Source organism: Rhodoferax sp. GW821-FHT10B06 (assembly GCF_059415605.1).
This window is the reverse complement of the sequence record NZ_JBWKNO010000001.1, coordinates 462,022-486,094: the sequence shown is the minus strand read 5'-3', so window position 1 is coordinate 486,094 and position 24,073 is coordinate 462,022. Positions and strand designations below refer to the sequence as shown.

General features: G+C 62.8%; 20 protein-coding genes and 1 other RNA gene. 11 read left to right on the top strand and 10 right to left on the bottom strand.

All coding sequences use genetic code 11. The features are described 5' to 3' along the window. Nucleotides 1-98: 98 nt before the first annotated feature. On the top strand, nucleotides 99-1,106 hold the full coding sequence (locus AC07O2_RS02260) for a Bug family tripartite tricarboxylate transporter substrate binding protein (RefSeq protein ID WP_495074109.1): 1,008 nt from the start codon (nucleotides 99-101) through the stop codon (nucleotides 1,104-1,106). An 18-nt stretch (nucleotides 1,107-1,124) separates the two neighbouring features. Here the strand turns inward: AC07O2_RS02260 and AC07O2_RS02255 are convergent, their stop codons facing one another. The 10 genes from AC07O2_RS02255 to cysK all read right to left on the bottom strand — a co-directional run bounded on the left by AC07O2_RS02255 (nucleotide 1,125) and on the right by cysK (nucleotide 13,574). Further along, entirely contained in the window at nucleotides 1,125-1,829 is a 705-nt protein-coding gene (locus AC07O2_RS02255; protein ID WP_495074108.1) for a phosphoglycolate phosphatase, read from the bottom strand. 64 nt (nucleotides 1,830-1,893) lie between these two features. Continuing rightward, nucleotides 1,894-2,613 (bottom strand): FadR/GntR family transcriptional regulator, encoded by a 720-nt coding sequence (locus AC07O2_RS02250; protein ID WP_495074107.1) that lies wholly within the window; start codon nucleotides 2,611-2,613, stop codon nucleotides 1,894-1,896. Between the two features lie 43 nt (nucleotides 2,614-2,656). Beyond that, nucleotides 2,657-4,177 (bottom strand): arabinosylfuranosidase ArfA, encoded by a 1,521-nt coding sequence (gene arfA / locus AC07O2_RS02245; protein WP_495074106.1) that lies wholly within the window; start codon nucleotides 4,175-4,177, stop codon nucleotides 2,657-2,659. Between the two features lie 65 nt (nucleotides 4,178-4,242). Next, complete coding sequence (locus AC07O2_RS02240; protein WP_495074105.1) at nucleotides 4,243-5,574, bottom strand: extracellular solute-binding protein; 1,332 nt, start codon at nucleotides 5,572-5,574, stop codon at nucleotides 4,243-4,245. Between the two features lie 86 nt (nucleotides 5,575-5,660). After that, on the bottom strand, nucleotides 5,661-6,497 hold the full coding sequence (locus tag AC07O2_RS02235; RefSeq protein WP_495074104.1) for a carbohydrate ABC transporter permease: 837 nt from the start codon (nucleotides 6,495-6,497) through the stop codon (nucleotides 5,661-5,663). A gap of 252 nt (nucleotides 6,498-6,749) precedes the next feature. Next, the gene (locus AC07O2_RS02230; RefSeq protein WP_495074103.1) at nucleotides 6,750-7,625 is read right to left on the bottom strand and encodes a carbohydrate ABC transporter permease; all 876 of its coding nucleotides are present in this window, start codon (nucleotides 7,623-7,625) and stop codon (nucleotides 6,750-6,752) included. An 8-nt stretch (nucleotides 7,626-7,633) separates the two neighbouring features. After that, complete coding sequence (locus AC07O2_RS02225) at nucleotides 7,634-8,719, bottom strand: ABC transporter ATP-binding protein (RefSeq protein ID WP_495074102.1); 1,086 nt, start codon at nucleotides 8,717-8,719, stop codon at nucleotides 7,634-7,636. 200 nt (nucleotides 8,720-8,919) lie between these two features. Continuing rightward, the gene (gene alkB / locus AC07O2_RS02220) at nucleotides 8,920-9,543 is read right to left on the bottom strand and encodes a DNA oxidative demethylase AlkB (RefSeq protein ID WP_495074101.1); all 624 of its coding nucleotides are present in this window, start codon (nucleotides 9,541-9,543) and stop codon (nucleotides 8,920-8,922) included. Between the two features lie 9 nt (nucleotides 9,544-9,552). Next, nucleotides 9,553-12,522 (bottom strand): transglycosylase domain-containing protein, encoded by a 2,970-nt coding sequence (locus AC07O2_RS02215; RefSeq protein WP_495074224.1) that lies wholly within the window; start codon nucleotides 12,520-12,522, stop codon nucleotides 9,553-9,555. A 134-nt stretch (nucleotides 12,523-12,656) separates the two neighbouring features. Further along, complete coding sequence (gene cysK, locus AC07O2_RS02210; RefSeq protein ID WP_495074100.1) at nucleotides 12,657-13,574, bottom strand: cysteine synthase A; 918 nt, start codon at nucleotides 13,572-13,574, stop codon at nucleotides 12,657-12,659. 77 nt (nucleotides 13,575-13,651) lie between these two features. On the opposite strand from cysK, the gene rnpB reads away from it, so the two are divergent. The 10 genes from rnpB (at nucleotide 13,652) to hslU (ending at nucleotide 23,829) form a co-directional block, all read left to right on the top strand. Continuing rightward, an RNA gene (rnpB, locus tag AC07O2_RS02205) (RNase P RNA component class A) lies at nucleotides 13,652-14,087 on the top strand. A 145-nt stretch (nucleotides 14,088-14,232) separates the two neighbouring features. Continuing rightward, nucleotides 14,233-15,102 carry a diaminopimelate epimerase gene (gene dapF / locus AC07O2_RS02200; protein WP_495074099.1) on the top strand — a complete coding sequence of 290 codons (870 nt, stop codon included), beginning with the start codon at nucleotides 14,233-14,235 and terminating at the stop codon, nucleotides 15,100-15,102. 15 nt (nucleotides 15,103-15,117) lie between these two features. Continuing rightward, on the top strand, nucleotides 15,118-15,801 hold the full coding sequence (locus tag AC07O2_RS02195; protein WP_495074098.1) for a DUF484 family protein: 684 nt from the start codon (nucleotides 15,118-15,120) through the stop codon (nucleotides 15,799-15,801). A gap of 5 nt (nucleotides 15,802-15,806) precedes the next feature. Continuing rightward, nucleotides 15,807-16,751, top strand: coding sequence for a tyrosine-type recombinase/integrase (locus tag AC07O2_RS02190; RefSeq protein WP_495074097.1), 945 nt, complete (start codon nucleotides 15,807-15,809; stop codon nucleotides 16,749-16,751). A 38-nt stretch (nucleotides 16,752-16,789) separates the two neighbouring features. Then, a complete protein-coding gene (locus AC07O2_RS02185; RefSeq protein WP_495074096.1) occupies nucleotides 16,790-17,986 on the top strand; it encodes a class I SAM-dependent rRNA methyltransferase in 1,197 nt (398 codons plus the stop codon). A 109-nt stretch (nucleotides 17,987-18,095) separates the two neighbouring features. Next, the gene (locus AC07O2_RS02180; RefSeq protein ID WP_495074095.1) at nucleotides 18,096-19,154 is read left to right on the top strand and encodes a CobW family GTP-binding protein; all 1,059 of its coding nucleotides are present in this window, start codon (nucleotides 18,096-18,098) and stop codon (nucleotides 19,152-19,154) included. A 277-nt stretch (nucleotides 19,155-19,431) separates the two neighbouring features. Then, nucleotides 19,432-20,043 (top strand): RNA polymerase-binding protein DksA, encoded by a 612-nt coding sequence (gene dksA / locus AC07O2_RS02175; RefSeq protein WP_495074094.1) that lies wholly within the window; start codon nucleotides 19,432-19,434, stop codon nucleotides 20,041-20,043. A gap of 46 nt (nucleotides 20,044-20,089) precedes the next feature. After that, a complete protein-coding gene (locus AC07O2_RS02170) occupies nucleotides 20,090-21,820 on the top strand; it encodes an STAS domain-containing protein (protein WP_495074093.1) in 1,731 nt (576 codons plus the stop codon). 63 nt (nucleotides 21,821-21,883) lie between these two features. Next, a complete protein-coding gene (hslV, locus tag AC07O2_RS02165; protein WP_490591112.1) occupies nucleotides 21,884-22,429 on the top strand; it encodes an ATP-dependent protease subunit HslV in 546 nt (181 codons plus the stop codon). Nucleotides 22,430-22,476: 47 nt separating this feature from the next. Next, nucleotides 22,477-23,829 carry an ATP-dependent protease ATPase subunit HslU gene (gene hslU / locus AC07O2_RS02160; protein ID WP_495074092.1) on the top strand — a complete coding sequence of 451 codons (1,353 nt, stop codon included), beginning with the start codon at nucleotides 22,477-22,479 and terminating at the stop codon, nucleotides 23,827-23,829. Nucleotides 23,830-24,073 lie beyond the last annotated feature (244 nt).

The following is a 24,073-nucleotide window of genomic DNA, read 5'->3' as shown; positions in this document are numbered from 1 at the left end:
AGGGTTTGTTAAGCTTCCGTTGCCCGGTTGACGCGGGCTTTGATGTCGCCTGCGGTCCACCAAGGCCGTGCCGTATTGACTAGCAACGAGAGCCAACTATGCTGAACCAGGGTATGGGTCGTAGAGGTGTTTTGTCCAAGCTGTCGGGCGCAGCCCTGGCCGCCATCGCTCCAGCGCTGTACGCGCAAACCAAAGTAGTCGCCAAAGATGCCAGCAAGCCGCTGGCTCAGCGTCTGCGTATCGTTATTCCTGCCAACGAGGGTGGCGGTTGGGACCAGACCGGCCGGGCCATAGGCGCAGCGATGGTGGCGGCAGGCGCCTGCGAGCAGGTGGACTACGAGAACTTGGGTGGCAAGGGCGGCACCATCGGCTTGGCCACGTTTGTCCAGCGCTACAGCCAGGACCCGAATGCATTGATGGTGGGCGGTGCCGTGATGGTGGGCGCCGTAGCCCTGCAGCGGCCTGCGGTAACGTTGGCCCAGGTCCAGCCGCTGGCCCGCTTGACTGGCGACTACTTGGTGCTGGTGGTCAAGGCAGACTCTCCGATACGCTCGGTGACCGACCTGGTTGCCATGGTGAAGGCCGACCCCAAGCAGGTACCGTTTACCGGCGGGTCCGCTGGCGGCATCGACCATATTTTTGCCGGTTTGTTTGCGCGGGCCGCCGGGGCGCCGGTGGTCGATATGGTGTACCTGCCGTTCACCAGTGGAGTGCAGTCGGCCGAGGCTGTGTTGTCGGGTAAGGCGGTGGCTGGCGTGTCGGGGTATAGCGAGTTCGCCGACCTGCTGGCCAGCGGCAAGCTGCGGGCGATCGGCGTGTCGGCGCGCAAGCCGATGTTTGGCATTCCCGCTATCCGCGACCAAAAGGTGGATGCCGTCATGTCCAACTGGCGTGGCCTGTTCGTGGGCAGCGGCGTGCTGCCAGCACGGGTGGCGGAGTTGCTGGCGGGGGTTAAAAATGCGACTGCACATGCAAGCTGGCAGAAAGCACTGAAGCAGAACCGCTGGGAGTCCAGCTGGCTGGATGGGGCCGATCTGCGCAGCTTCATAGAGATCGACCAGACTACCGCCTCGGCCATCATCTACATGCTGAAGCTCAAGGCCTGAGCATGGCGGGCGCTGACGCTACAGCGTGAGCTCGGCGAGCGAGTCCAGCAGGCCGTCACAGTCCACTGCCTCTACCGGCTCGCCGTGGTTGTAGCCGTAGCGCACCAGCAGCACCGGGCAGCCGGCGGCGCGCGCGGCCTGCGCATCGTTTTGCGAGTCACCCAGCATCAGCGTGTGCTGGGGCAGCGTGCCCAGGGCTTCGCAGGTTTTTTGCAGGGGCAGCGGGTCGGGCTTTTTGCGCTCAAACGCATCGCCGCCAAATACGTGGCTGAAGAAGCCGTCCAGGCCCTTGGCCTGCAGCAGGGGCAGGGCGAAAGCGGTGGGCTTGTTGGTCAGGCAGGCCAGCTTCCAGCCCCTGCCTTGCAGGGCCCGCAAGCCCTCCAGGACACCGGGGTAAACCTGCGAAAACTGCCCGTTGATGGCCAGGTAATGGTGTTGGTAGCGTGTCCAGGCCTGCGCGTAGAGTGCTTCTATATTGATAGCTTCGGGTGTAGGCGGTGTCTGCGCTAGGGCATGATTGAGTACGGAGTGCAACAGATGTTCCGTACCCTTGCCTACCATGGTTTCTATGGTCTGCGGCGTGATGGCGGGCAGGTCCAGATCGGCCAGCATGCCGTTCAGGGCCGCAGCGAAGTCAGCCAGGGTGTCCACCATGGTGCCGTCCAGGTCCACGATGGCTGCCTGTATCAAAGTTTGCTTTGACTGGATGGCGTTTAGAAGCATGTCATGGGGTCCGAAAAATACAGCGATTTTCGACCATTCAACGCCTCAAAGTTCCGCCTTTCGGCTAGGGCTGGACGGTATACGGCAGCAACCGGGCCTGTGATGCCGACAGCAGCGCCGTCATGGCGGCGGCTGCGGCGTCTGGTTCGTGGGCCAGGATGTGGCGATGTACGTCGGCGTGCAGTGCCAGGTCTTCGCTGGGACGGGTGGCATGGCGCAGCAGCATTTCGGACGACACCCGCAGCGCGGTTTTGATGCCGTTGCCGATGGTAATGAACATGCCGTTGCGCGACACCTCAATGATGGTCATGTGGAAGGCCAGGTCGGCCTCGGCTGCGGCGCGCACCTCGTTGCTGGTGTAGGCCTCGGCCAGCTCGCGGTAGCGGCGGTCCAGCAACTGCATGTCGGCGGCATTGCCTGCGCGGGCGGCGAGAAAGCAGGCGCGCGGCTCGAAGCACAGCCGCATCTCGTAGATGTCTTCGATGATCTTGCTGTCGAACTGGGCGTGCAGGCGCCAGGCCAGCACGTCGCGGTCCAGCAGGTTCCAGTCGGCAAAGGGCAGCACGCGGGTGCCGATCTTGGGCGACACGTCGATCAGCCGCTTGCTGGACAGCTGCTTGATGGCTTCGCGCACGGTGGTGCGGCTGACGCCGTAGGCACTGCACAGCTCGCTTTCCACCGGCAGTGCGTCGCCCGGTAAGAACTCTCCGCCGACGACGCGCATGCCAATGATTTTTGCGACCTGTGCGGTCATCGTGCCCACCAGTGGTTCACGTTCGAACATGCGTTTTCCTTGTGCGGCAAGGGGCACGGGGGCCCCTGCCTCTTTAAATACGACCGATGGCGGTGGTGACGATCACGTTCCACGAGCCGGGTTGCAGCTCCGCCAGAATGGTTTCACCGTCTACCTGTACGTTCGGATTATTCTCCGGCACCACGGTGTTCGGCGCATCCTTGGTGTTGGTGGCCTTCATATTGCTGTGGTGCAGGGCCAGCGCATGGTCCAGCGTGCGCGACGTGCCCAGACCGCGCAGCTCGACGCGCAGCTGCATGGTTTCGGTCAGATGGCGGTTCAGCGCGAACACGGTGGTGGTGCCGGTGCTCTCGTCGTCCACCACGCAGGCGCAGAGGTAGGGGATTTCCGGGTGGCTCTTGGCTTCGTAGCTGGGCGACTCGATCACCGGGCGCAGCACCTTGCCATGCGCAAAGCGGGTGGCCTGGGCGAAGGGGTAGAAGATGGTCTGGCGCCAGGCCGGGCCACCGGGCTCGGTCATGATGGGGCCGATCACGTTCACCAGCTGCGCCAGGCAGGCCGCTTTTACGCGGTCGGCGTTGTTCATCATCACGATCAGCGCGCCGCCGACCACCAGGGCGTCTTCGGTGTTGTAGATTTCTTCCAGCAGGCGCGGGGCTTGCGGCCAGCCGGGCTTGCGCAGGTCGTTGATGGAGCGGGCCTTGTACCAGACGTTCCACTCGTCGAAGGACAGCATGATGCGCTTGGTTGAATGCTTGCGCGCCGCCACGCCATCGGCCACGGCGACGATCTCCTTGATCGATACGTCCATTTGCTCGATGCAACCAAAGAACTCGGGCGTGGAGTCGCCGCGGTTTTCGAAATAGGTGTGCAGCGAGATGAAGTCCACGTCGTCGAAGCAGTGCTCGAGCACCGTGTCTTCCCAGCTGCCGTAGGTCGGCATATTGTGTTGCGACGAACCGCAGGCGGCGAGCTGGATGGTCGGGTCGACCAGGCGCATCAGCTTGGCGGTTTCATGGGCGATGCGGCCATATTCGTCGGCGGTTTTGGAGCAGATCTGCCAGGGGCCGTCCATCTCGTTGCCTAGGCACCAGAACTTGATGTCGTGCGGGGCCTCTACGCCGTGCGACTTGCGCAGCTCCGACAAGGCCGTGCCACCGGGGTGGTTGCAGTATTCGAGGAACTCGCGGGCTTCGTCCGGGCCGCGCGTGCCCAGGTTGACGGCCCACATCGGTTCGATGTCGGTGGCCTTGCACCACTCCATGAATTCATTGGTGCCGAACTGGTTGGTCTCGGTGGAAGCCCAGGCCAGGTCCAGCCGTACCGGGCGGTCGGCGGCGGGGCCTACGCCGTCTTCCCAGTTGTAGCCTGAGACAAAGTTGCCGCCGGGGTAGCGCACGATGGTGGGGCCAAGCTCGCGGGTCAGCTCCATCACGTCGCCGCGGAAGCCGCGTTCGTCGGCCGTGGGGTGGCCGGGTTCGTAAATGCCGGTGTAGACCGCGCGGCCGAGGTGTTCGACGAAGGAGCCGAAGATGCGTCGGTCGAGATCGGAGACGACGAAGTCGCGGTCTACGACCAGGCGGGTGGAGATCATGGTGTGCTTCCTGTAAAAAAGTGGGTGGGCTGGGGCGGTGCGCCCCAGCAAAATGGTGGTGTGAACTAGCGAACGCCTGCCAGCAGCTTGTTGACGCGTTCTTCGGCCGACTTCTGCACTGTATCGATCGGCTTTTTGGCGACCATCATGTTGACCATCTCTTCGCCAACGATGGACTCGATCGCGCGCTGGCGTGGCACGCTGTTGGGCAGGGATACGCCGATGGAGCTGATCTCCAGGATGTTGTTGCGGAACGGCAGCTTCTTGAAGTCATCGCGCTCGGCAGCGGTTTTGTTGGCTGGCAAGTGGCCGGTGCGGGCCCACTCGTAGTCGCGGTCCCACAGGAACTTCATGAAGGTCAGCGCAGCCTTGCGGGTCTTGTCGTCCTTGGCGCCGCCCTTGAGCATTACCCAGCTATGGCCATCGGCAAATGCGGCTTTCTTGGCGTAGAGCTTGGCAAATGGCACGACCGAGTAGCCGCCTTTGAGGGGCGAGTCGGCTTTTTCTGCGGCAGCGACAAAGTCGCCAATCGTCCAGGTGCCGACGATGTGCACGCCCACGTCGCCGTTCACAAAGGCCTGGTTGCCGGCGCTGTAGTCCAGATTCGGCTTGATCAGGCCTTCGCTGTACAGCGTGTTGGCCAGTTCCAGTGCGTTGCGCACGGCTTTGGAATGCATGTCGATCTGCTTGCCGCTGGTCGGGAACAGGCTGGCGTTTTGCTGGGCTACCAGGGTCACCAGGCTGCGGAAGTTGCCGGCCACATCGGCGGCCGGCCAGCTCAGATAGGGCTTGCCGGTGGCTTCCTTGAACTTGCGCGCCTGGGTCAGCAGCTCTTCGGGGCTTTGCGGCAGGATCACCGTGCCGTCGGCCTTGGCTAAGCCGGCCTTCTTCATCAGATTGCCGTTGATGTGCCACAGCCAGGACCAGGTGTCGAAGGGCAGGGCGTAGGCCTTGCCGCCGATGATGGCGCCGGTCTTGGCCTGCTCGCTGAACTGGTCGGTGCTGATGCCGACCGACTTGAAGCCATCGTCCAGCGGCTCCACCAGTTTGCGCGCCACGTAGTCGCCCAGCACCGACTCATGCATCACGCTGATGGTCGGCACGTCTTTGGAGACGATGCGGGCGCTCAGCTGGTCGTAGAACGGCTGCCATTCGGCGATCTGCGGCTTGACCACAATGCCCTGTTTGTTGGTGGCGTTGAATTCATTCACCAGCGTGGTGATGATGCCGCACTCGCCCTGGGCCTTGCTGGCATCCGTCGCCTTGCCGTAGTCGGCCTCGCAGGCGCCGAAGAAGCGGGCCAGGGTGATTTCCGTTTCCTCCTGGGCGGCGCAGAGCGCGGCGCTGCTGGCCAGAGTGACCGCCAGCAGGCGGATGGTGAGCTTTCTGAAATGCATGCTTGTCTCCTTTTTATCCAGGCCCCACCGCAGCGGCTGGCCGTTTTCCATGTGCAGCGGATCGGCGCTGCCCCGTTTGGGGTGTGTCAGCGCACGGCGGTGCCAGCGACTGCGGTGACGATGTATTTCTGGAAGAACAGGTACAGGATGAACAGCGGCAACCCGGCAAACACTGCCTGCGACATCAGGTAGCCAATGCCTTCGCTTTGGGCAAAGTTCGATTGCGTCGAGGCCAGGCCCAGGGTGATGGTGTACATCTCGGACTTGGATGCCGACACCAGTGGCCACAGGTAGTCGTTCCACGAGTTCAGGAAGGTGAAGATGCCCAGCGTGGCCTGCGCCGGTACCGATAGCGGCAGGATGATGCGCCAGAAGATCTTCAGACGTGAGGCGTTGTCCAGCAGCGCGGCCTCTTCCAGCTCCATCGGTATGCCCTTGAAATACTGGGCCATCAGGTACACGCCAAACGGTGCTGCCAGCCGCGGCAGGATCAGCGCGCTGTAGGTGTTGTGCAGCTCCAGGTCGGCAAACATGCGGTGCAGCGGCACGATGATGGCCTGCTCGGGCACAGCCAGCCCGGCCAGCACGAAGGCAAACAATATGCGCCTGCCCGGAAACGTTGTGCGGGCAAAGCCATAGCCGGCCAGCGAGGCGATCACCAGCGTCAAGAAGGTTTGGCCCAGCGAAACGATGGCGCTGTTCATCAGCCAGCGGAATACCGACGAGGTGCCCAAAATATCGCTGTAGTTCTTCAAGGTGAACGGCGGTGCAAACAGCACATCGGTGCGCGCCGCCAGCACGTCATTGGGTTTGAACGACAGCATCAGAACCCATAGCAAGGGTGCAACCCACAGGCAGGCCAGCGCGATCGCCGCACCCAGCACCAGCCGGTCGCCCCAGCCTTTTCCAACCATATTTGACATTGCGGGGATCCTTTAACCTAGATGCCGTGGTTGGACACGTCCGAGTGTGCCGCTGGGGACGTGGCTGGATAGGCGCGACAACGCAGCGGGCTCATGCCCGCTAGGCGGAGCAACGAAGCCAGACGCGGCGCCAGTGGTGCAATCGGAGGTGTAGCGTGGTCCACCCAAGAGGTGCACAACTAGAGAGTCACAAAATTCAATAGCCATAGGGTGTTCCATGTGATAACGAGCGGTCAACTGCGGCATCTAGGTTTAAGCGTTGCGGCGGTTCAGCCAGGCTTGCAGGCTGACGCCGAGCAGCATCAGCATGAACAGCACCTGGGCGGCGGCGGCCGAGTAGCCCAGCGCCCACTGCCGGAAGCCGGTCTCATAAATGAACTGGACGATGGGGCGCGAGGTGTTGTTCGGCCCGCCGGCCGTCATCAGATAGGACTGGCCGAACAGCTGGAACTGCTGGATGACTTCGATCACCGCCACCAGCGCCACCGTGCGCTTGATCGACGGCAGGGTGATGGACACAAAGGTGCGCCAGCGGCCGGCGTTGTCCAGCGCCGCGGCTTCGTACATCTCTTGCGGTATCTGCTGCAGTGCGGCCAGGAACAGCATCATGGGCAGGCCAATAATCCACCACACGGTGACCAGTGCCACCGACGGCAGGGCCAGGCTCTCGCTGACCAAGGGGGCAATCGGTGCCAGGCCCATGCCCTGCATCAGGTTCGACAGCAGGCCCCGGTCGGGCATCAGCACCAGCCGCCAGACCAGGGTGACGATGGTCACCGACAGCACCGATGATCCAAAAAAGATAGCGCGTAACGCAGCGCCGGTACGCCCAGGGCGGTTTAAAGCCAAGGCAAGCGCCAGGCCTAGTGCGACGAATACCGGCGTCGTCATGCCCACAAAGTAAAAGGTGTTGCGCACCGCGCCCATGAAGATGTCGTCGTGCAGCAGGTCGGCGTAGTTCTTCAGGCCGATGAAGTCGCTGGTGTCGGCCAGCATGTCCACATCGCGCAGGCTCAGCCACCAGCCGGTGGCCAGCGGCAGTACCAGCAGCAGGACGTAGACCACCAGAAAGGGCAGCACGAACAAGGCGTTGCCCCAGTGCTTGGGTTGTTTGCGGGGTTTTTGCATGGCAGGCCTTATAGCGGCGCGTGGTGGGCCAGGCCCGCCGCGTCGAATACATGCAGGCGCGCGCTGTTGATGCGCAGCGCCACGGCCTCGCCGGGAGCGGCCGCACTGTCGCGATGGGCTTCGGCCACCACGCTGCTGCCATCGGCCAGGCCTACGTGCACCAGCGTGCGGTCACCCAGGCGCTCCACGATGTCGATGCGGCCGGGCAACTCCCCCTGTGGGTCCACGGTGATGGATTCGGCGCGGATGCCCAGGGTCAGCGGACCGGTGTGCGGCACGTCGGCATCCATCAGCGTGGTGCGCAGCACACTGCCGTGGGCCAGTTGCAGGCACAGCCGGCCGTCTTGCGGGGTCATGCGCTCGGTGTTTAAGAAGTTCATCGCCGGCTGGCCAATGAAGCCCGCCACAAAGCGCGTGGCTGGGCGGCGGTAGATGTCCATGGGCGCGCCGATCTGTTCGATCTGGCCTTTGTTCATCACCACGATGCGGGTCGCCAGCGTCATGGCTTCGACCTGGTCGTGGGTGACGAACACCATGGTCGATTGCAGCCGTTGATGCAGCCGCGCCAGCTCGACCCGGGTGCGGGTGCGCAGGGCGGCGTCCAGATTCGACAGGGGTTCGTCAAACAAAAACGCGCTGGGGTTCTTCACGATGGAGCGGCCAATCGCCACGCGCTGGCGCTGCCCGCCCGACAGCTGGCCGGGCTTGCGTTGCAGCAGCGGCTCCAGTTCCAGCATGCGGGCGGCGTCGGTGATGCGGGTGCCGATCTCGGCCTCGGCCAGGCCGATGTTGCGCATGCCGAAGGCCATGTTGTCGTACACGCTCATGTGCGGGTACAGCGCGTAGTGCTGGAACACCATGGCCACGCCGCGCTGGCCGGGAGGCAGGTCGGTCACGTCCTTGCCTGCAATGGTGATGCTGCCGCTGGTGACAGGCTCCAGGCCGGCCATCATGCGCAGCAGTGTCGATTTGCCGCAGCCCGAGGGGCCGAGGAAGACCAGGAACTCGCCTTGCGCGATGTCCAGGCTCAGATCGTTCATCACCGCTACGTTGCCGTAGTGCTTGCTGACCCGGTTCAGTTGAATGCCTGCCACGTCTTGTCTCCAATATGTCTTTGGTATTATGAAAGACAATCATAGAGGCGGCAAAGTTGGACTGTCAACCGCATTCGATGTTGCATCGCAGCATGGCTGCCGGCTTCGTGTGATTTTGTTTGCTATAAATTAAATAGCTTCTTCCGCAGGTACTACCTGCGTTGTAGCCGTATTTCGTCTATGCCACCAGTGGCGGTGGGTCAGCCCGCTTTGCGCAGGGTCAAGTTGATGCGCTGCGCGCCCAGCAGCGGGTGTTCTGCTTGCGCCACGGGCAGCACGCCGTGGTAGCGCAGGCGGTCGGCGCCGCCCCAGACCACTACGTCGCCGTGCACCAGCGGTACGCGCAGGGTCTTGCCGACGCGGTCAAAGCCGCCCAGCAGAAAGGTGGCCGGTATACCCAGTGATACCGAGACGATGGGCGCGCTGTAGTCGCGCTCGTCCTTGTCCTGGTGCAGCGACAGGCGCGCGCCCGGCAGGTAGCGGTTGACCAGGCAGGCGTCCGGCACAAAGCCGGCGAAGCCCGCGCGCGCCGCGGCTTCTTGTGCCAGTTGCAGCAGCACCTCGGGCAGGGGCGGCCAGGGTTGGCCGGTATCGGGGTCGCGCGGGCTGTAGCGGTAGCCGTGGCGGTCGCTGGTCCAGCCCAGCGCAACCGACATGGGCTGGCCGCCCGGCGTGACCATGTGGCGGAAGGGTGCGGTGTGCTGGATCTGCTCCAGCGCTGCCAGCAGGCGGGGCACATAGGGCAGAGCCAGTCCCTGCAGCAGCTTGGCCTGCGGGGCCAGCACCAGCTCGGCTGGCGTGCCGCCAAAAAGATCGGCTTGCATGGGGAGGGCTTAGTTGCGACAGGCCAGCGCGCTGGCTGCGGGGCTGTCACCCATGCTGGACAGCAAGGTGGGCGCCAGCGACTTCAGTAGCTGGGCCGAGAGTGCGCTGGTGAAGCGGTAGTTGGCCGCATAGGGCTCGTGCACATAAGCCGTCATGGTGCCAAAGAAGCGGTCGCCCAGCAGAAACACAAAGGTGGCCGAGCGGTTCACCGCGCGCGAGGACACCAGCCGCCCGCCGGGCCCATAGGTTTCAAAGCGGTGGTCGCCGGTGCCGGTTTTGCCGCCGATGTCGATGCTGCTGCCATTGGCCAGCTTGAAGCCGTCGCGCAGCCGGCTGGCGGTGCCGCCGTTCACCACGTCCAGCAGCGAGCGGCGCACCACCTCGGTCAGCTCCTCGGGCAGCAGCCGCTCGGCGACGGGTGGGGCGCTTTCAAAGCGGGTGGCATAGGGTGTGCCGCTGGCGAAATCCAGGCTGTGCAGCTTGCGCAACGGCAGGCGCATACCCTTGTTGACGATGATGCCCATCAGTTCGGCCAGGGCTGCCGGGCGGTCGCCCGAAGCGCCCAGGGCGGTGGCCAGCGACGGGGTCAGCGACTCAAAAGGGTAGCCCAACCGGCGCCAGTCCTGGGCAATTTCCTGAAAGGCCTCCAGCTCCAGCATCTGGCGTATGCGCTTATCCTGCGCCACCTTGCGGTTGCTTTTGAACAGCCAGCTGTAGACATCCTGGCGCACGCTGCTGCTGGCCTGCAGGGTCTGCGCCAGCGTGGCGGCGGGTTGCTGGTGCATATAGCTGACCACCCATAGCTCCAGCGGGTGGATGCCGGCGATGTAGCCCCGGTCGGCCAGCGAAAATTTGTCCACCGCGTACTTGGCGTACAGCTCCTGCAGCTGGGCATCGGACAAGGCCATGCCGGGCAGGCGTTGGCGCAGGAAGGCCGTGAACTGCGCCAGATCCGCATCGGGCTGCAGGCTGCGGAACACCGTGGCCAGCCGTGCCGGCACCGGGCGCATGGTTTGCAGCAGCAGGTCCTGGGCGGCGTCGGGCGCCAGCCCCTGGTATTTGCGGTAGAAGCGGGCCATGAACTGGCGGCCCTCCTTGTCGGCAAAGCGGGCCAGAATTTCCTGCCGCGCCGGCGAGTCTACGGCTGGCAGCGCGGCGCTGCTGGCACCCGAGCGCTGGAACTGGTAGTACTGCACCACGTCACGCATCAGCCGCACAAACACCAGGTTCACCGAGTGCTGGAAGCTCTCGCGCACCGTCATCACCTTGTAGTTTTCTTCGGGCTCGAAGTTCTCAAAGCTTTGCACGCCGCCGCCGGTGACGAAGCTCTCGCCCGGGTTGCCGGAGTAGCTGCGCTCCATGGCGGCCTCCAGCATGGGGTGCAGGCTTTTGTCCTGCGCCTGGACGATGTAGGCGCGGGCCCAGCGGCTCAGAGTGTCGGCGTCGTCGCCCTTGGCGGCGGCCAGCTCCTGTGGGCCCATATCTGCATAGCGCTGGTGCAGCTCGGTGATGATTTCCAGGTAGGTGATCAGCGTGCGCAGTTTGGCGGTGGAGCCCAGGTTGAGCCGTGCGCCTTCGTTGATGTCAAAGGGCTGGTCGAAGTTGTCGGTCTGCACGCGCAGCAGGTTGGCGCCGTCGCGCTGCTCAAACAGCGTGAAGCTGAACACCAGCTTGCTCGGGTCGTCGCCGGGGCTGAGCATATTGTGGCCATACAGGCCGGCAGCCTTGGCGCTGGCGGGCTCGCTCAACTGGCGCAGCACGGTGCTGACCTCGCGCTGCACCTCGCCGTTCAAGGTGGCGCTGGCCGCCATATCAAAGCGGTCCAGGTCGTACAGGTGTTTCACCTGCAACAGGCTGGACAGGTGGCTGCGCAATGCGGTCACCGCCTTGCGTGAAACAAAGGACACCGGTGGTTCAGCGCCGGTGTCTTGCTGCAGCTTGAGCTGGATGGGCAAGGCCGCGTCCCGCAGCGCGGGCGAGATGATGCCGGCGCTGGCCAGCACGCGCAAATGGCTATCGGCCAGCTGCTGCAGCGCGGCCCGGCCCTCGCGCAGATAGTATGAGGGCCGGCGCTGCGCAATCATCAGCGACATTGCCTGTTTGAAGGCCTCGGCCCGGCTTTGCAGCGCGGTACCCGTTTCAGCCGCGTTGTCTTGCAGCAGCTGGTTGGCCTCATTGAAATCGCGCCCGTACCAGGCCCACAGGCCGTCGCCCATGCCGTTGACTTCGCCGTAGCCGGGCTTGGCGGCCAGCGGCACGGTGTTCAGGTAGTCGACCACGGTTTGCTGGCGGAAGGCCAGGGTGTTTTCGCCGTCCAGATAGGTCTTGATGGAGGCGCTGGCCATTTGCCGCAGCTTCTCGCGTGGCGAGGCGGTGCGGCCCTCGGGCGAGTGGCGGTATTTGTCGATCTGCGTGACCAGCGTGCTGGCGCCGGGGGCTTCGTGCGACTTGTCCACCGCGTGCACGACCTGGTCGGTCAGGGCCTTGCTGAAGCGCCCCCAGTTGATGGCGGGGTTGTGCTTGGGCTGGCTGTCGTCCAGCAGGTCGCGGTCTTCGATGAACAGCAAGGTGTTCACCAGCAGCGAGGGCACGGAGCGGAAGTCCGCATAGCCGCGCTCAGGGAAGCGTTCGGCATACAGCGTTTGGGCATTGCAGTCGCGCAGGTTCAGCCCGGCTTGGTTCTTTTCTGCGTAGGGCAGCGGCAGCCCGTTGTCGGCCAGTTCGGCCATGCGTGGCGAGATACGCGCTTGCTGGGTGACGGTATAGCCGTGTGCGCTCAGGGACTGGGTGAAGGACGGAATCTGGCTATAGCCCAGGCGTTCGTCGTAGGGCCCGCTGTGTGGAAAGCGGATGGAGTCTTCGGGGCTGGGCCCCGGTTCCGGCGCAAAGCGCAACTCTTGCCCCAGCCGTGACAGATAGCGCGCCTGCAGCCGGGAGGTGTTCAGCTCATCCGCGACCAGCCAAGCCAATAGCGCCATCAATCCCAGCAGGATGGCCAGTAAGAGCAGTTTCCACCATGAACGGAGCAACAATTTTTAGACGTGGGAAATGCAACTTGGAAGCCCTATGGTAGAGGCAAATTCGGCCGCATCCCGCGTCTTTTTCATGCTGTTTATGCAGGTAGAAACCCGTCTACCGACAGGTAGCGTTCACCGGTGTCGTAATTGAAGCCCAGCACGCGTGCGCCTGCGCCCAGTTCGGGCAGCTTTTGCGCGATCGCCGCCAGCGTGGCTCCGCTGGAAATGCCCACCAGCATGCCTTCTTCGCGCGCGCTGCGACGGGCCATTTCGCGGGCTGGCTCGGCGTCTACCTGGATGGTGCCGTCCAGCAGGGCTACGTCCAGGTTTTTGGGGATGAAGCCCGCGCCTATGCCCTGGATGGGGTGGGGGGCAGGGGCGCCGCCGGAGATCACGGGCGAGGCCGTGGGCTCCACCGCAAACACCTTCAGGTTGGGCCATTTTTCCTTCAGGACACGGGCGCAGCCGCTGATGTGGCCGCCAGTGCCCACGCCGGTGATGAGGGCATCCAGCCCTTCGGGGAAGTCGGCCAGGATTTCCTGCGCCGTGGTGCGTACATGCACGTCGATGTTGGCGGGATTTTCAAACTGCTGCGGCATCCAGCTGCCGGGCGTAGCGGCGACCAGCTCCTGGGCGCGGGCGATGGCGCCCTTCATGCCTTTTTCGCGCGGCGTCAGGTCAAAGCTGGCGCCGTAGGCCAGCATCAGGCGGCGGCGTTCAACCGACATGCTGTCAGGCATCACCAGCACCAGCTTGTAGCCCTTGACCGCAGCCACCATGGCCAGGCCCACGCCGGTGTTGCCGGATGTGGGTTCGATGATGGTGCCGCCGGGTCGCAGCACGCCGGATTTCTCCGCGTCTTCCACCATGCTGAGCGCAATGCGGTCCTTGATCGAGCCGCCGGGGTTGCTGCGCTCGGACTTGATCCACACATTGGCAGCCGGGCCAAACAGGCGCTGGATGCGTACGTGCGGGGTGTTGCCAATGGTGTGCAGGATGGTGTCGGCGCGCATGGAATGTCTTTCGATAACGTGAAAGTTGAAGCTGCAGAAAAAGAAATGCATTGTGGCACTGCGATAATGCACCCCGTGAAGCCCGCCAGACCGCCGCTGGTGCAATCTGGGAAACCAGGCACTGGAGGAACGTCCGGACTGCATAGGGCAGCGTAGCAGCTAACGGCTGTCCACCGTGAGGTGAGGATTAGAGCAACAGAGACGAGTCAAGTCAGGTCAGCCTAGCAAGGGTGGTCTGTGCGATGCCAGCGCAAGCTGGCAAAGGGCGGCGTAAGCCGACCGGTCCCGGCGCAAGCCGGGAAAGCACAGCACCCAAGTCGGGCAAAGCCCGACTTGGGTGAAACGGGCAATCTCTACGCGCAGCAATACCAAGTAGGCCAACGTTGACGGGGCCCCCGGAGTTGGCGGGTAGGTAGCATTGAGCCGGTGGGGCGACCCCCGGCCCAGATTAATGGCGGTCACGCCGAGGGCAACCTCGGTGCACAGAATCCGGCTTATCGGTGGGCTTCACACTTTTATATGAAAAATAGGCCGTTGGCGCTTATTTCACCAGCGCGAGAAGCTATTGATTCAATAGCGTATGCGCTCTAGCGCAGGGGGCTGGGCTTGAATCGCCCTGCTGCTTAAAAATACGTGCGCCACAGCGGATAATTCGGCCATGCACATCCCATTTACCAAAATGCAGGGCGCGGGCAACGACTTTGTGGTGCTCGATGAAACCCAGGGGCGCCTGGGGCTGAGCGCCGCCCAGTACCGCTTCCTGGCCGACCGCCACTTTGGCGTCGGCGCCGATCAAATTCTGTCCGTGCGCCGCGCCAGCGCACCGGGCATCGATTTCGAATACGCCATCCACAACGCCGACGGCGGCGAGGTGGAGCACTGCGGCAATGGCGCGCGCTGCTTTATGCGCTTCGTCCACAGCCGCGGACTCACCACGCAAAGCAGCGTGCGCGTGCAAACCATGGAGCGCGTGCTGCAACTGAACATGCAGGATGACGGCCGCGTCACCGTGGACATGGGCCTGCCGGTGTTCGATCTGCCGCAGATTCCGTTTGACCCGCAAGGCCTGCAGCCCGTGGCCGTGAATGATTGGCAAATATGGCCGCTGGCGCAGGTGGAATCTGCGCAGGGTGCTACATTTAGCGTAGCGGTTGTGTCCATGGGCAACCCGCATGCCGTGCACCTGGTGGACGACGCCGAGGCCACGCCGGTCGCCAGTCTGGGCCCGCTGGTGCAGGCCCAGTCCTGCTTCCCGAATGGCGTGAACGTCGGCTTCCTGCAGGTGGTCAGTCGCAGCCAGGTGCGTCTGCGTGTCTATGAGCGCGGCGCCGGCGAAACCCTGGCCTGCGGCACCGGCGCCTGCGCGGCGGTGGTAGCGGGCATACGCCTGGGCTTGCTGGACGCGCGGGTGGACGTGGACACCCATGGCGGCCGCCTGACCATCGAATGGGCCGGCATGGGCCAGCCAGTGCGGATGACTGGCCCGGCCACTACGGTTTTTGACGGCTCGATCACGATTCCAGACTAATTGATTGCACCCCCTATGAACACCACCAATCCGATCACCGAAGACGACATCGCCAACTTCCTGGCCAACACGCCCGAGTTTTTCGAGCGCCATTCCCAGGTGCTGGCCTCGGTGCAGCTGTCCAGCCCGCACGGCAACCGCGCCGTTAGCCTGCAGGAGCGCCAGGCCGAGATGCTGCGCGAGAAGATCAAGGGCCTGGAGCACCGCATCATGGACATGGTGCGCCACGGCAACGAGAACGTCATCATTGCCGACAAGCTGCAGCGCTGGGCGCGCAGCCTGTTGCTGACGCGTTCGCCCGCCGATCTGCCCGAACGCATCGCGCGCGAGATCGAGGTCCAGTTTTCCGTGCCGCAGGCAGCCATCAAGGTCTGGGGCGTGGCCGATGAATACGCGCACGCCGCCTGGGCGCGCGGTGTCAGCGATGACGCGAAGATTTTTGCCTCCTCGCTGACCGCGCCGTTCTGCGGCGTGAACTCGGGTTTCGAGGCGGTCAGCTGGCTGGCCGAGCCGTCGGCTGCCATGTCGCTGGCGCTGATGCCGCTGCGTACCGGCGTGTTGAACAGCCCTAGCCCGGCTTTTGGCATGCTGGTGCTGGCCTCGCCCGACGCCCACCGTTTCGAGTCGGCCATGGGCACCGACTTCCTGGAGCGCATCGCCGAACTGGCTGGCGCCGCTTTGTCGCGCTTGCGCGCTTAATCAATATGGCAGAGGCCAGCGTACCGCCGCCATTGGTCGTGCAGTACCTGGACCATGTGCGCTTTGAAAAGCGTCTGGCCGAGCGTACCGTGGCGCTGTACACGCTGGACCTGCAGAGGCTGGCGCAGGAGGCTGACAAGGCCGGCGTGGCGTTGACTGCCGTGGCCCACCACCACATTCGCCGCTGGGTGGCGCAAATGCACAGCCAGGGCCGCACCGGGCGTGGCATCGCGCTCATTCTGTCGGGCTGGCGCGGTTTCTATACCTGGCTGGGCCGCCAAGGCCTGGTGGCCAGCAACCCGGTGCAGGACGTGCGCGCACCTAAAGCCGCCAAGCCCCTGCCTAAAGCCCTCGGCTTGAATGAGGCCGTGGGTCTGGCCGACTTTGAAAACGAGGCCGACGATCCCTGGCTTGAGGCGCGCGACGCCGCCATGGTCGAGCTGCTGTACGGCGGCGGCCTGCGCGTGGGCGAGTTGACCGGACTGGACGCCAAGCCCAGCCCACAGGCGCGTGGCTGGATCGACCTGGATGCCGGCGAAGCCCATGTGCTGGGCAAGGGCAGCAAGCGGCGCAGCGTGCCGATTGGCCGAAAGGCCGTCGAAGCACTGGAGCACTGGCTGGCCCTGCGTGCCGAAGGGCAGGGCGCACAGTTCTCGCCGGCTTTGTTTCTGGGCCGCTATGGCACGCGGCTGACCGCCCAGTCGGTCTGGCAGCGCTTGCGCCGACGCAGCCAATTGGCCGGCACCGCCACCCCGGTGCATCCGCACATGCTGCGCCATTCGTTCGCCAGCCACGTGCTGCAAAGCAGCGGCGACCTGCGCGCGGTGCAGGAGCTGCTGGGCCACGCCAATATCAGCACCACCCAGGTCTACACCCGGCTGGACTTCCAGCATCTGGCCAAGGTGTATGACGCTGCCCATCCCCGGGCCAAGCTGCCGCCGGGCAAGTAGTCGGGAGGTCTGGGCAAATAGGCCCGACAATCCCGTCCATGAAAGTTATTCGTTTACGTGAAGGCAAGGAACGCTCGCTGCAGCGCCGCCACCCCTGGATTTTTGACTCCGCCATCGCCAAAGGCGGCGGTGACGCGGGCGAAACCGTGCGCGTGGAGTCGCATGAGGGCAAGTTTCTGGGCTGGGCGGCGTTCAGCCCCACGTCCAAGATCCGCGCCCGGGTCTGGAGCTTTGACGAAACCCAGCGTATTGATGCTGCGTTTTTTGTAGCTGCTGTCGCAGCTGCTATCAGCGCCAGAGCCCGATTTGATGTCAATAGTGACGGCGTACGTCTGATCCATGGCGAGTCCGACGGCCTGCCGGGCCTGATCGTTGACCGCTATGGCGACACCCTGGTGGCGCAGTTCCTGTTTGCCGGTGTGGAGCGCTGGAAGGCCGTGCTGGTCGACGCGATCCTGGCCGCCACCGGCCTGACCAAGCTGTACGAACGTTCCGACACCAATACCCGTTCGCTGGAAGGCCTGGAGCCCACCACCGGCTGGCTGCGTGGCGACAGCGCCACCGGCCTGACCATCCAGGAGCACCAGTGGCGCCTCGGCCTGGACATCGCTGAGGGCCACAAGACCGGCTTCTATCTGGACCAGCGCGACAGCCGCAAGAAAATGGCCGATTACGCCCAGCGCCTGCAGCTCCAGCGCGTGCTGAACTGCTATTGCTATACAGGGGGCTTTACCGTGGCGGCCCTGGCCGGCATGCGGGCCGGCGGCAGCCAGGGGCATGTCACGTCCATCGACTCGTCCGGCCCGGCGCTGGAGCAGGCAGCGGCGAATGTGGCGCTGAACGGCTTTGCGGCGGACCGCGTCACCTTTATGGATGCCGACGTGAACGCCTCGCTGCGCCAGTTTGCGGCCCAGGGCCAGACTTTCGACTGCATCGTACTGGACCCGCCCAAGTTCGCCCCCACGGCAGTCCACGCCGACCGCGCGGCCCGCGCTTATAAAGATATCAACCGGCTGGCCTTCAAGATCCTGGAGCCGGGCGGCGTGCTGTTTACCTATTCGTGTTCGGGCGGCATCAACGCCGACCTGTTCCACAAGATCGTGGCCTCGGCCGGCATTGACGCGGGTGTCGACGGCTATATCAGCGAGCGCCTGGGCGGCGCCCCCGACCACCCCATGACCATCAATTTCCCCGAAGGCGAGTACCTCAAAGGCCTTGTAATTCTGAGGAAATAGCCCCATCTAAAGCCCGCCTGAATTGGCCGCTACACTCCCCACCTGTTAATTTCCACGAAATCGCGGGAGCGGCGCTGTTCCCAGTGACAAATTAGCAATGAAAGAACCCATGGCACTCATTCCCGTCACCATCCTGACCGGCTTTCTGGGCTCGGGCAAGACCACGCTGCTCAAGCGCGTGCTGACCGAGGCCCACGGCCAGAAAATCGCCGTCGTCGAGAACGAATTCGGTGAAGAGAACATCGACAACGAGATCCTGGTCTCCGAGCCGGGTGAGCAAATCATCCAGCTGAACAACGGCTGCATCTGCTGCTCGATCCGCGAAGACCTGCGCGCCACCCTGAGCCTACTGGCCGCCAAAAAGCGCAAGGGCCTGCTGGATTTTGAACGCGTGGTCATCGAAACCACCGGCCTGGCCGATCCTGGCCCGGTAGCCCAGACCTTTTTCATGGACGACGAGATCGCCGAAAGCTATCTGCTGGACTCGATCCTGACCCTGGTGGACGCGAAACACGCCGCGACCCAGCTGAATGACCGCCAGGAAGCCCGCCGCCAGGTGGGTTTTGCCGACCAGATTTTCATCAGCAAGACTGACTTGGTGGAGCCCGCCGAGGTCGATGCGCTGATGCACCGCCTCAAGCACATGAACCCGCGGGCGCCGCAAAAGGCCGTGCACTTCGGCGAAGTGCCCTTGAGCGAGGTGTTTGACCTGCGCGGCTTCAACCTGAATGCGAAACTGGACATCGACCCCGACTTCCTCAAGGAAGACGACCACGACCACCATGACCATGCCGAGGGCGAGCACTGCGACCACCCCTCGCACCAGCATGACCATGGTCACGGCCATGAGGGGCACCACCATCACCATGACGACGACGTGAAAAGCTTTGTGTTCAAAGCCGATCGCCCGTTTGATCCGGCCAAGCTGGAAGATTTTCTCGGCGCTGTTGTTAATATTTACGGCCCGCGCATGTTGCGCTACAAAGGCGTCTTGAATATGCAAGGCACCGAGCGTAAAGTCATTTTCCAGGGCGTGCACCAGTTGATGGGCAGCGACCTGGGCCCAGCTTGGGCCGAAGATGAGAAGCGCAGCAGCAAAATGGTGTTTATTGGCATTGATCTGCCGAAAGACATCTTTTTGCAAGGCATGGAGCAGTGTTTGGTGTAAGGTCAATGTTGGTGAAAGGGCCCCGCTGCAGCGGGTGAATACATGATGGCTTCGTTCTTGCATGGAAATACGGCTGGCGGCTTCAAGTCTGCGGGTCAGTGCATGCGTGCGAAGCTGTATGCTCGCTTCACCACGTACCCACCCACAAAATCTAAGAAGTCAGCGGCGGTAGCAATTGCCCCGCGCCAACCGTGAGTACCCCCCCAAAGTGACAACCGCACCCAAGCCGGCGACCCCGGAAGCTACGACCGAAACGACCCAGACCGGGCCGCGGTACATGGCCATCCCAGCAAAAAGTACCCGCCCGTCCTCGCGGTTGGCCCAGCTGACCGTGCCTTCCATGGCGCCCACCGTGGCCTCCACGGCCGCCAAGTCCAGCTATATGCAGAACGCGCCAGAGCCCATGATTGCGCCGCCACCGCACGTTGCCGCCAAGAAGGACCCCAAGCTGGCCAACAACTGGAAGACAACGCCGGCCGACAAATTGACCGATGCCGAAGTCATGGCCATGCCTGACAGCGAGTACATGAACGAAAAGCAGACGGCTTTCTTCCGTCTCAAGCTGGTGGCGCTGAAGCAGGATATGCTGAACAACGCCGGTGAAACCACCGAACATTTGCGTGAAGACACGGTGGTCGTGCCCGATCCAGCCGACCGCGCCACGATCGAGGAAGAGCATGCCCTGGAGTTGCGTACCCGTGACCGTGAGCGCAAGCTGCTCAAGAAGATCGAGCAGTCCATCAACCGCATCGATGCGGGCGACTATGGCTACTGCGACGAAACCGGGGAGCCTATCGGCGTCGGTCGCTTGCTGGCGCGTCCTACCGCCACGCTGTCGCTGGAAGCCCAGCAGCGTCGCGAGCTCAAGCAGAAGATGTTCGGCGATTGAGCATATTGCTGTTTCACTCTGATTCCCCGGTCGTACCAGGTTAGCCATGCCCCCTAACGAACCTTCTGGTTTGCTGTCCAAGGTCGTCAAGTTCGTTCGTAACCCGACGACGAACTGGTCCGACCTTGACCAGCCGGAGACGGACAAGGAAAGCCAGTACAGCAAGCAGATGCTCAAGGAAATGATTGAGCGCAAGCGCCGCAATGACTTTGTGCGGCGCCGTGAGTTTGACCAGCTGCGTAAGTTGCGCCAGAACGAAGCCCAGCCGCAGGCGGCGGATGCGGCGGAGCGGCCTTCTTTCTTTCAGAGCAGCATGCAGTCCATCCAGTCCAAGCTGGATGACCGCGCGGGTACGATCAAGAAGATCGATGAGATTGAAGAGCAGATGTCGCGCCAATGGTGGAAAGCCAAGGATGCAACGGGCGGCAAGTCTGCCGTGCCCCTGTCGTCTCGGGCGGGGCTGCTGCCAGCCGAGTCTGTGCCGGCAGCGGGTACTGCCACTTCTTTTGCTCCGACGGTGCCATCTCCCTTGTCCCCCACGGTGGCCTCCACGGCGTTTGCACCGACCGAGGTTGCTCCGCTGCGGGAAAATACGCCATCGAGCGAGCCCATGGTGGATATGTTGGCGGCGCTGGATACCCAGATCAATTTTTCCGCTGACGCACAGGGTGCTGGCGGGTTGGACGACGTGGATTTTGTGCATATCCCCGAGCTGGACGAGGCGGCGATCCGTTTCGCCAACGGAGATGTGGATGCGGTAGAGGCCCTCATCCAGGCTTTGCTGCGGGCCGAGCATGGCGCGGACGGCAATTCCGAACTCTGGGCCACCTTGTTTGACTTTTACCGCGCGACCGATCGGGCTGATCGGTTTGACGTTGCGGGCATTGATTACGCGACCCGGTTTGGCCGCTCTGCGCCCAACTGGTTTTCCATTCCAGAGCAGGCGGGGCGCTGGGGAACTGCCAGTACACCGGCGGCGCAGGCGGACAATGATTTCAACTGGACCAGCCCCAGTGTGCTGGGTGCTACCACGGTGGCGAATCTGCGGCTCGCGCTGCAGCGCGGTGCGCCGTCCAGGTTGCAGATCGATTGGTCCCATTTGGTTTCTATCGATGGAGCGGCGCTGGAGGGGCTGAATGCCCTGCTGGACGGTTGGACGCACCAGGCCGTGCGCCTGAGTTTTTTGCGTATCGATCGCCTGGAAGCCGTGGTGCAGAGCCAAGCCCGAACGGGGGATGCGGGCGTCAACCAGGCCTGGTGGCGTTTGCGGCTGGATTTGCTGCGTATTTTGCGCAACCACGATGCATTTGACATGGTTGCGCTGGAGTACTGCATCACCTACGAGGTGTCCCCGCCCTCATGGCAGGATGTGCAATGTTCCTGCGTGGTCTTGTCCGCGCCCGATGAGGAGGCAGTACCCGGTGCGCCGTTATCCCGTCAACCAGCTGACTCCATGTTCAAACATACCGATATGGGGGTATCCGACTCCATCCAGGGTATGCAGCACACGGGCTTAAGCGGCGTGGTGGAGGGCGATGCAGCAGATATATTGGCCAGGGTAGACGTTTGGGCGGATGGCGCCGCCACTGTGGTCGTGCCTTGTGACTACCTGGTTCGCATTGATTTTTCGGCGGCCGGTTCTGTACTGAACTGGGCTGCGCTTCACCATGCTGCAGGGCGCAGCGTGCGTTTTACCGGCCTGCACAGACTGGCTGCGATTTTCTTCAACATTGTCGGCATCAATGAACATGCCAAGGTGATTCCGCGCAGGAATTGAGCCTTGGCTGCCGGCACAGTCGGGCCGGCTGCATGGATGGCGCTCACCTCTTATTTGGATCCTATGGAGCAGTTTCACGGTACCACCATCCTCAGTGTGCGGCGCAAAACCCCGACCGGTATGCAGGTTGCGATTGGCGGGGATGGCCAGGTCACGCTGGGCAATATCGTGGTCAAGGGTACGGCGCGCAAGGTGCGTAAATTGCACCATGACCGGGTGCTGGCTGGTTTTGCCGGTGCTACGGCAGATGCATTCACGCTGTTTGAACGGTTTGAGGGCAAGCTGGAAAAGCACCAGGGCCACTTGGTGCGTGCGGCCATCGAGCTGACCAAGGATTGGCGTACCGACCGCGTGCTGCGCCGCCTGGAGGCCATGCTGGCGGTGGCAGATAGTACGGCTTCGCTGATCATCACGGGCAATGGCGATGTGCTGGAGCCGGAAAATGGCATTGTGGCTATCGGGTCGGGCGGTGCCTTTGCACAGTCTGCCGCCAAGGCCTTGCTGGACAACACCGATTTGTCTGCCCAGGAGATAGTCAAAAAGTCGCTGGAAATCGCCGGCGAACTGTGCATCTACACCAATATGCACCACACCATTGAAGTCCTTTGAGTTTGCGCGTCAGCCGCAGCCATTGCCCAGAAAATAGAGTAAGCACCATGTCCTCGATGACACCCCAAGAAATCGTTTCTGAACTCGACCGCCATATCGTTGGCCAGCACCAGGCCAAGCGTGCGGTTGCGATCGCACTGCGCAATCGTTGGCGCCGCCAGCAGGTGCCAGAGGCCCTGCGCTTTGAGATCACGCCCAAGAACATTCTCATGATTGGCCCCACCGGTGTGGGTAAAACCGAAATCGCCCGTCGTTTGGCTCGCCTGGCGGATGCGCCTTTCATCAAGGTCGAAGCCACCAAGTTCACTGAGGTGGGTTATGTGGGCAAGGATGTGGATGCCATCATCCGTGACCTGGCCGATATTGCCGTCAAACAAACCCGCGAAACTGAAATGCGTAAGGTGCGCACCCGCGCTGAGGATGCTGCCGAAGAGCGTATTTTGGATATTCTGATTCCCCCTGCCCGCAGTGCTGCCAGCGGAGCGGATTTCGGTTTTACGCCGACCACGCCTGCCGTGGCGGACAGTGCTGCGCGCCAGGCGTTCCGCAAGAAGCTGCGCGAGCACCAGCTGGACGACAAGGAAATCGAGCTGGAGCTTGCGGATGCCAAGGCTCAGCTGGAGATCATGGGGCCGCCAGGCATGGAGGAAATGACCGAGCAGCTGCGCGGCATGTTCAGTCAGATTGGGCAACCCAAGCGCAAGACCCGCAAGCTGCGTATTGACGAGGCCATGAAGCTCCTGGTCGAGGAAGAGGCCGCCAAGCTGGTGAATGAAGAAGATATCAGAACCCAGGCCATCCATAATGCAGAGCAAAACGGCATAGTCTTTATCGATGAAATCGACAAGGTGACATCTCGTTCCGAAGGTTCTGGAGCCGAGGTTTCGCGCCAGGGTGTGCAGCGTGATTTGCTACCCTTGGTTGAAGGTACCACGGTATCGACCAAATATGGCACGGTGAAAACCGACCACATCCTGTTCATCGCCTCGGGGGCTTTTCATTTGAGCAAACCCAGCGACCTGATCCCCGAGCTGCAAGGCCGCTTCCCGATACGGGTGGAGCTGCAGTCCTTGTCTGTGCAGGACTTCGAGGCCATCCTCACCCAAACCCATGCATCTTTGGTCAAGCAGTACCAGGCTTTGCTGGCGACGGAGAGTGTGACTCTGGAGTTCACGTCTGAGGGGATCACCCGGCTGGCCCACATTGCGTTTGACGTGAACGAGCGTACAGAGAACATTGGTGCGCGGCGGCTGTCCACGGTGTTGGAGCGCCTGCTGGATGAGGTTAGCTTTGCGGCTGCCGAGTTGACTGGACAGACGGTTGTTGTGGACGCTGCATATGTGGACGTGCGCCTGCAAGAGCTGAGCAAAAACGAAGATTTATCCCGCTATATCCTCTGAGCACCGAAGTCTGGCCCCCTGCCGGACTTTTTTGTTACCGCCTGTCGTGTCGCCCATCTGAGTTGGCACATTCAGAATGTGCGCTAAGTGCTTAATTTAGAACGTATTTTGCACTTCCCTACTTGCAAGGCAGCGTCTAAGTCCTTGATTTGATTACAAAAAATACCAGTTGCGGAATGGGCGCAGCCTTTTTTTCCTGCTACAGTGCAAAAAAGTGCAATTAAGTGGTGAAAAGTGCCTTCGC

Excerpts from the sequence above, each read along its gene's own strand:
- AC07O2_RS02235 (WP_495074104.1), bottom strand. The coding sequence starts at position 6,497 with ATGTCAAATATGGTTGGAAAAGGCTGGGGCGACCGGCTGGTGCTGGGT.
- alkB (WP_495074101.1), bottom strand. The coding sequence starts at position 9,543 with ATGCAAGCCGATCTTTTTGGCGGCACGCCAGCCGAGCTGGTGCTGGCC.
- arfA (WP_495074106.1), bottom strand. The coding sequence starts at position 4,177 with ATGATCTCCACCCGCCTGGTCGTAGACCGCGACTTCGTCGTCTCCGAT.
- AC07O2_RS02230 (WP_495074103.1), bottom strand. The coding sequence starts at position 7,625 with ATGCAAAAACCCCGCAAACAACCCAAGCACTGGGGCAACGCCTTGTTC.
- cysK (WP_495074100.1), bottom strand. The coding sequence starts at position 13,574 with ATGCGCGCCGACACCATCCTGCACACCATTGGCAACACCCCGCACGTA.
- AC07O2_RS02190 (WP_495074097.1), top strand. The coding sequence starts at position 15,807 with ATGGCAGAGGCCAGCGTACCGCCGCCATTGGTCGTGCAGTACCTGGAC.
- AC07O2_RS02250 (WP_495074107.1), bottom strand. The coding sequence starts at position 2,613 with ATGTTCGAACGTGAACCACTGGTGGGCACGATGACCGCACAGGTCGCA.
- dapF (WP_495074099.1), top strand. The coding sequence starts at position 14,233 with ATGCACATCCCATTTACCAAAATGCAGGGCGCGGGCAACGACTTTGTG.
- AC07O2_RS02170 (WP_495074093.1), top strand. The coding sequence starts at position 20,090 with ATGCCCCCTAACGAACCTTCTGGTTTGCTGTCCAAGGTCGTCAAGTTC.
- hslV (WP_490591112.1), top strand. The coding sequence starts at position 21,884 with ATGGAGCAGTTTCACGGTACCACCATCCTCAGTGTGCGGCGCAAAACC.
- AC07O2_RS02255 (WP_495074108.1), bottom strand. The coding sequence starts at position 1,829 with ATGCTTCTAAACGCCATCCAGTCAAAGCAAACTTTGATACAGGCAGCC.
- AC07O2_RS02195 (WP_495074098.1), top strand. The coding sequence starts at position 15,118 with ATGAACACCACCAATCCGATCACCGAAGACGACATCGCCAACTTCCTG.
- AC07O2_RS02180 (WP_495074095.1), top strand. The coding sequence starts at position 18,096 with ATGGCACTCATTCCCGTCACCATCCTGACCGGCTTTCTGGGCTCGGGC.
- AC07O2_RS02185 (WP_495074096.1), top strand. The coding sequence starts at position 16,790 with ATGAAAGTTATTCGTTTACGTGAAGGCAAGGAACGCTCGCTGCAGCGC.
- AC07O2_RS02240 (WP_495074105.1), bottom strand. The coding sequence starts at position 5,574 with ATGCATTTCAGAAAGCTCACCATCCGCCTGCTGGCGGTCACTCTGGCC.
- AC07O2_RS02260 (WP_495074109.1), top strand. The coding sequence starts at position 99 with ATGCTGAACCAGGGTATGGGTCGTAGAGGTGTTTTGTCCAAGCTGTCG.
- dksA (WP_495074094.1), top strand. The coding sequence starts at position 19,432 with ATGGCCATCCCAGCAAAAAGTACCCGCCCGTCCTCGCGGTTGGCCCAG.
- AC07O2_RS02215 (WP_495074224.1), bottom strand. The coding sequence starts at position 12,522 with ATGGCGCTATTGGCTTGGCTGGTCGCGGATGAGCTGAACACCTCCCGG.
- hslU (WP_495074092.1), top strand. The coding sequence starts at position 22,477 with ATGTCCTCGATGACACCCCAAGAAATCGTTTCTGAACTCGACCGCCAT.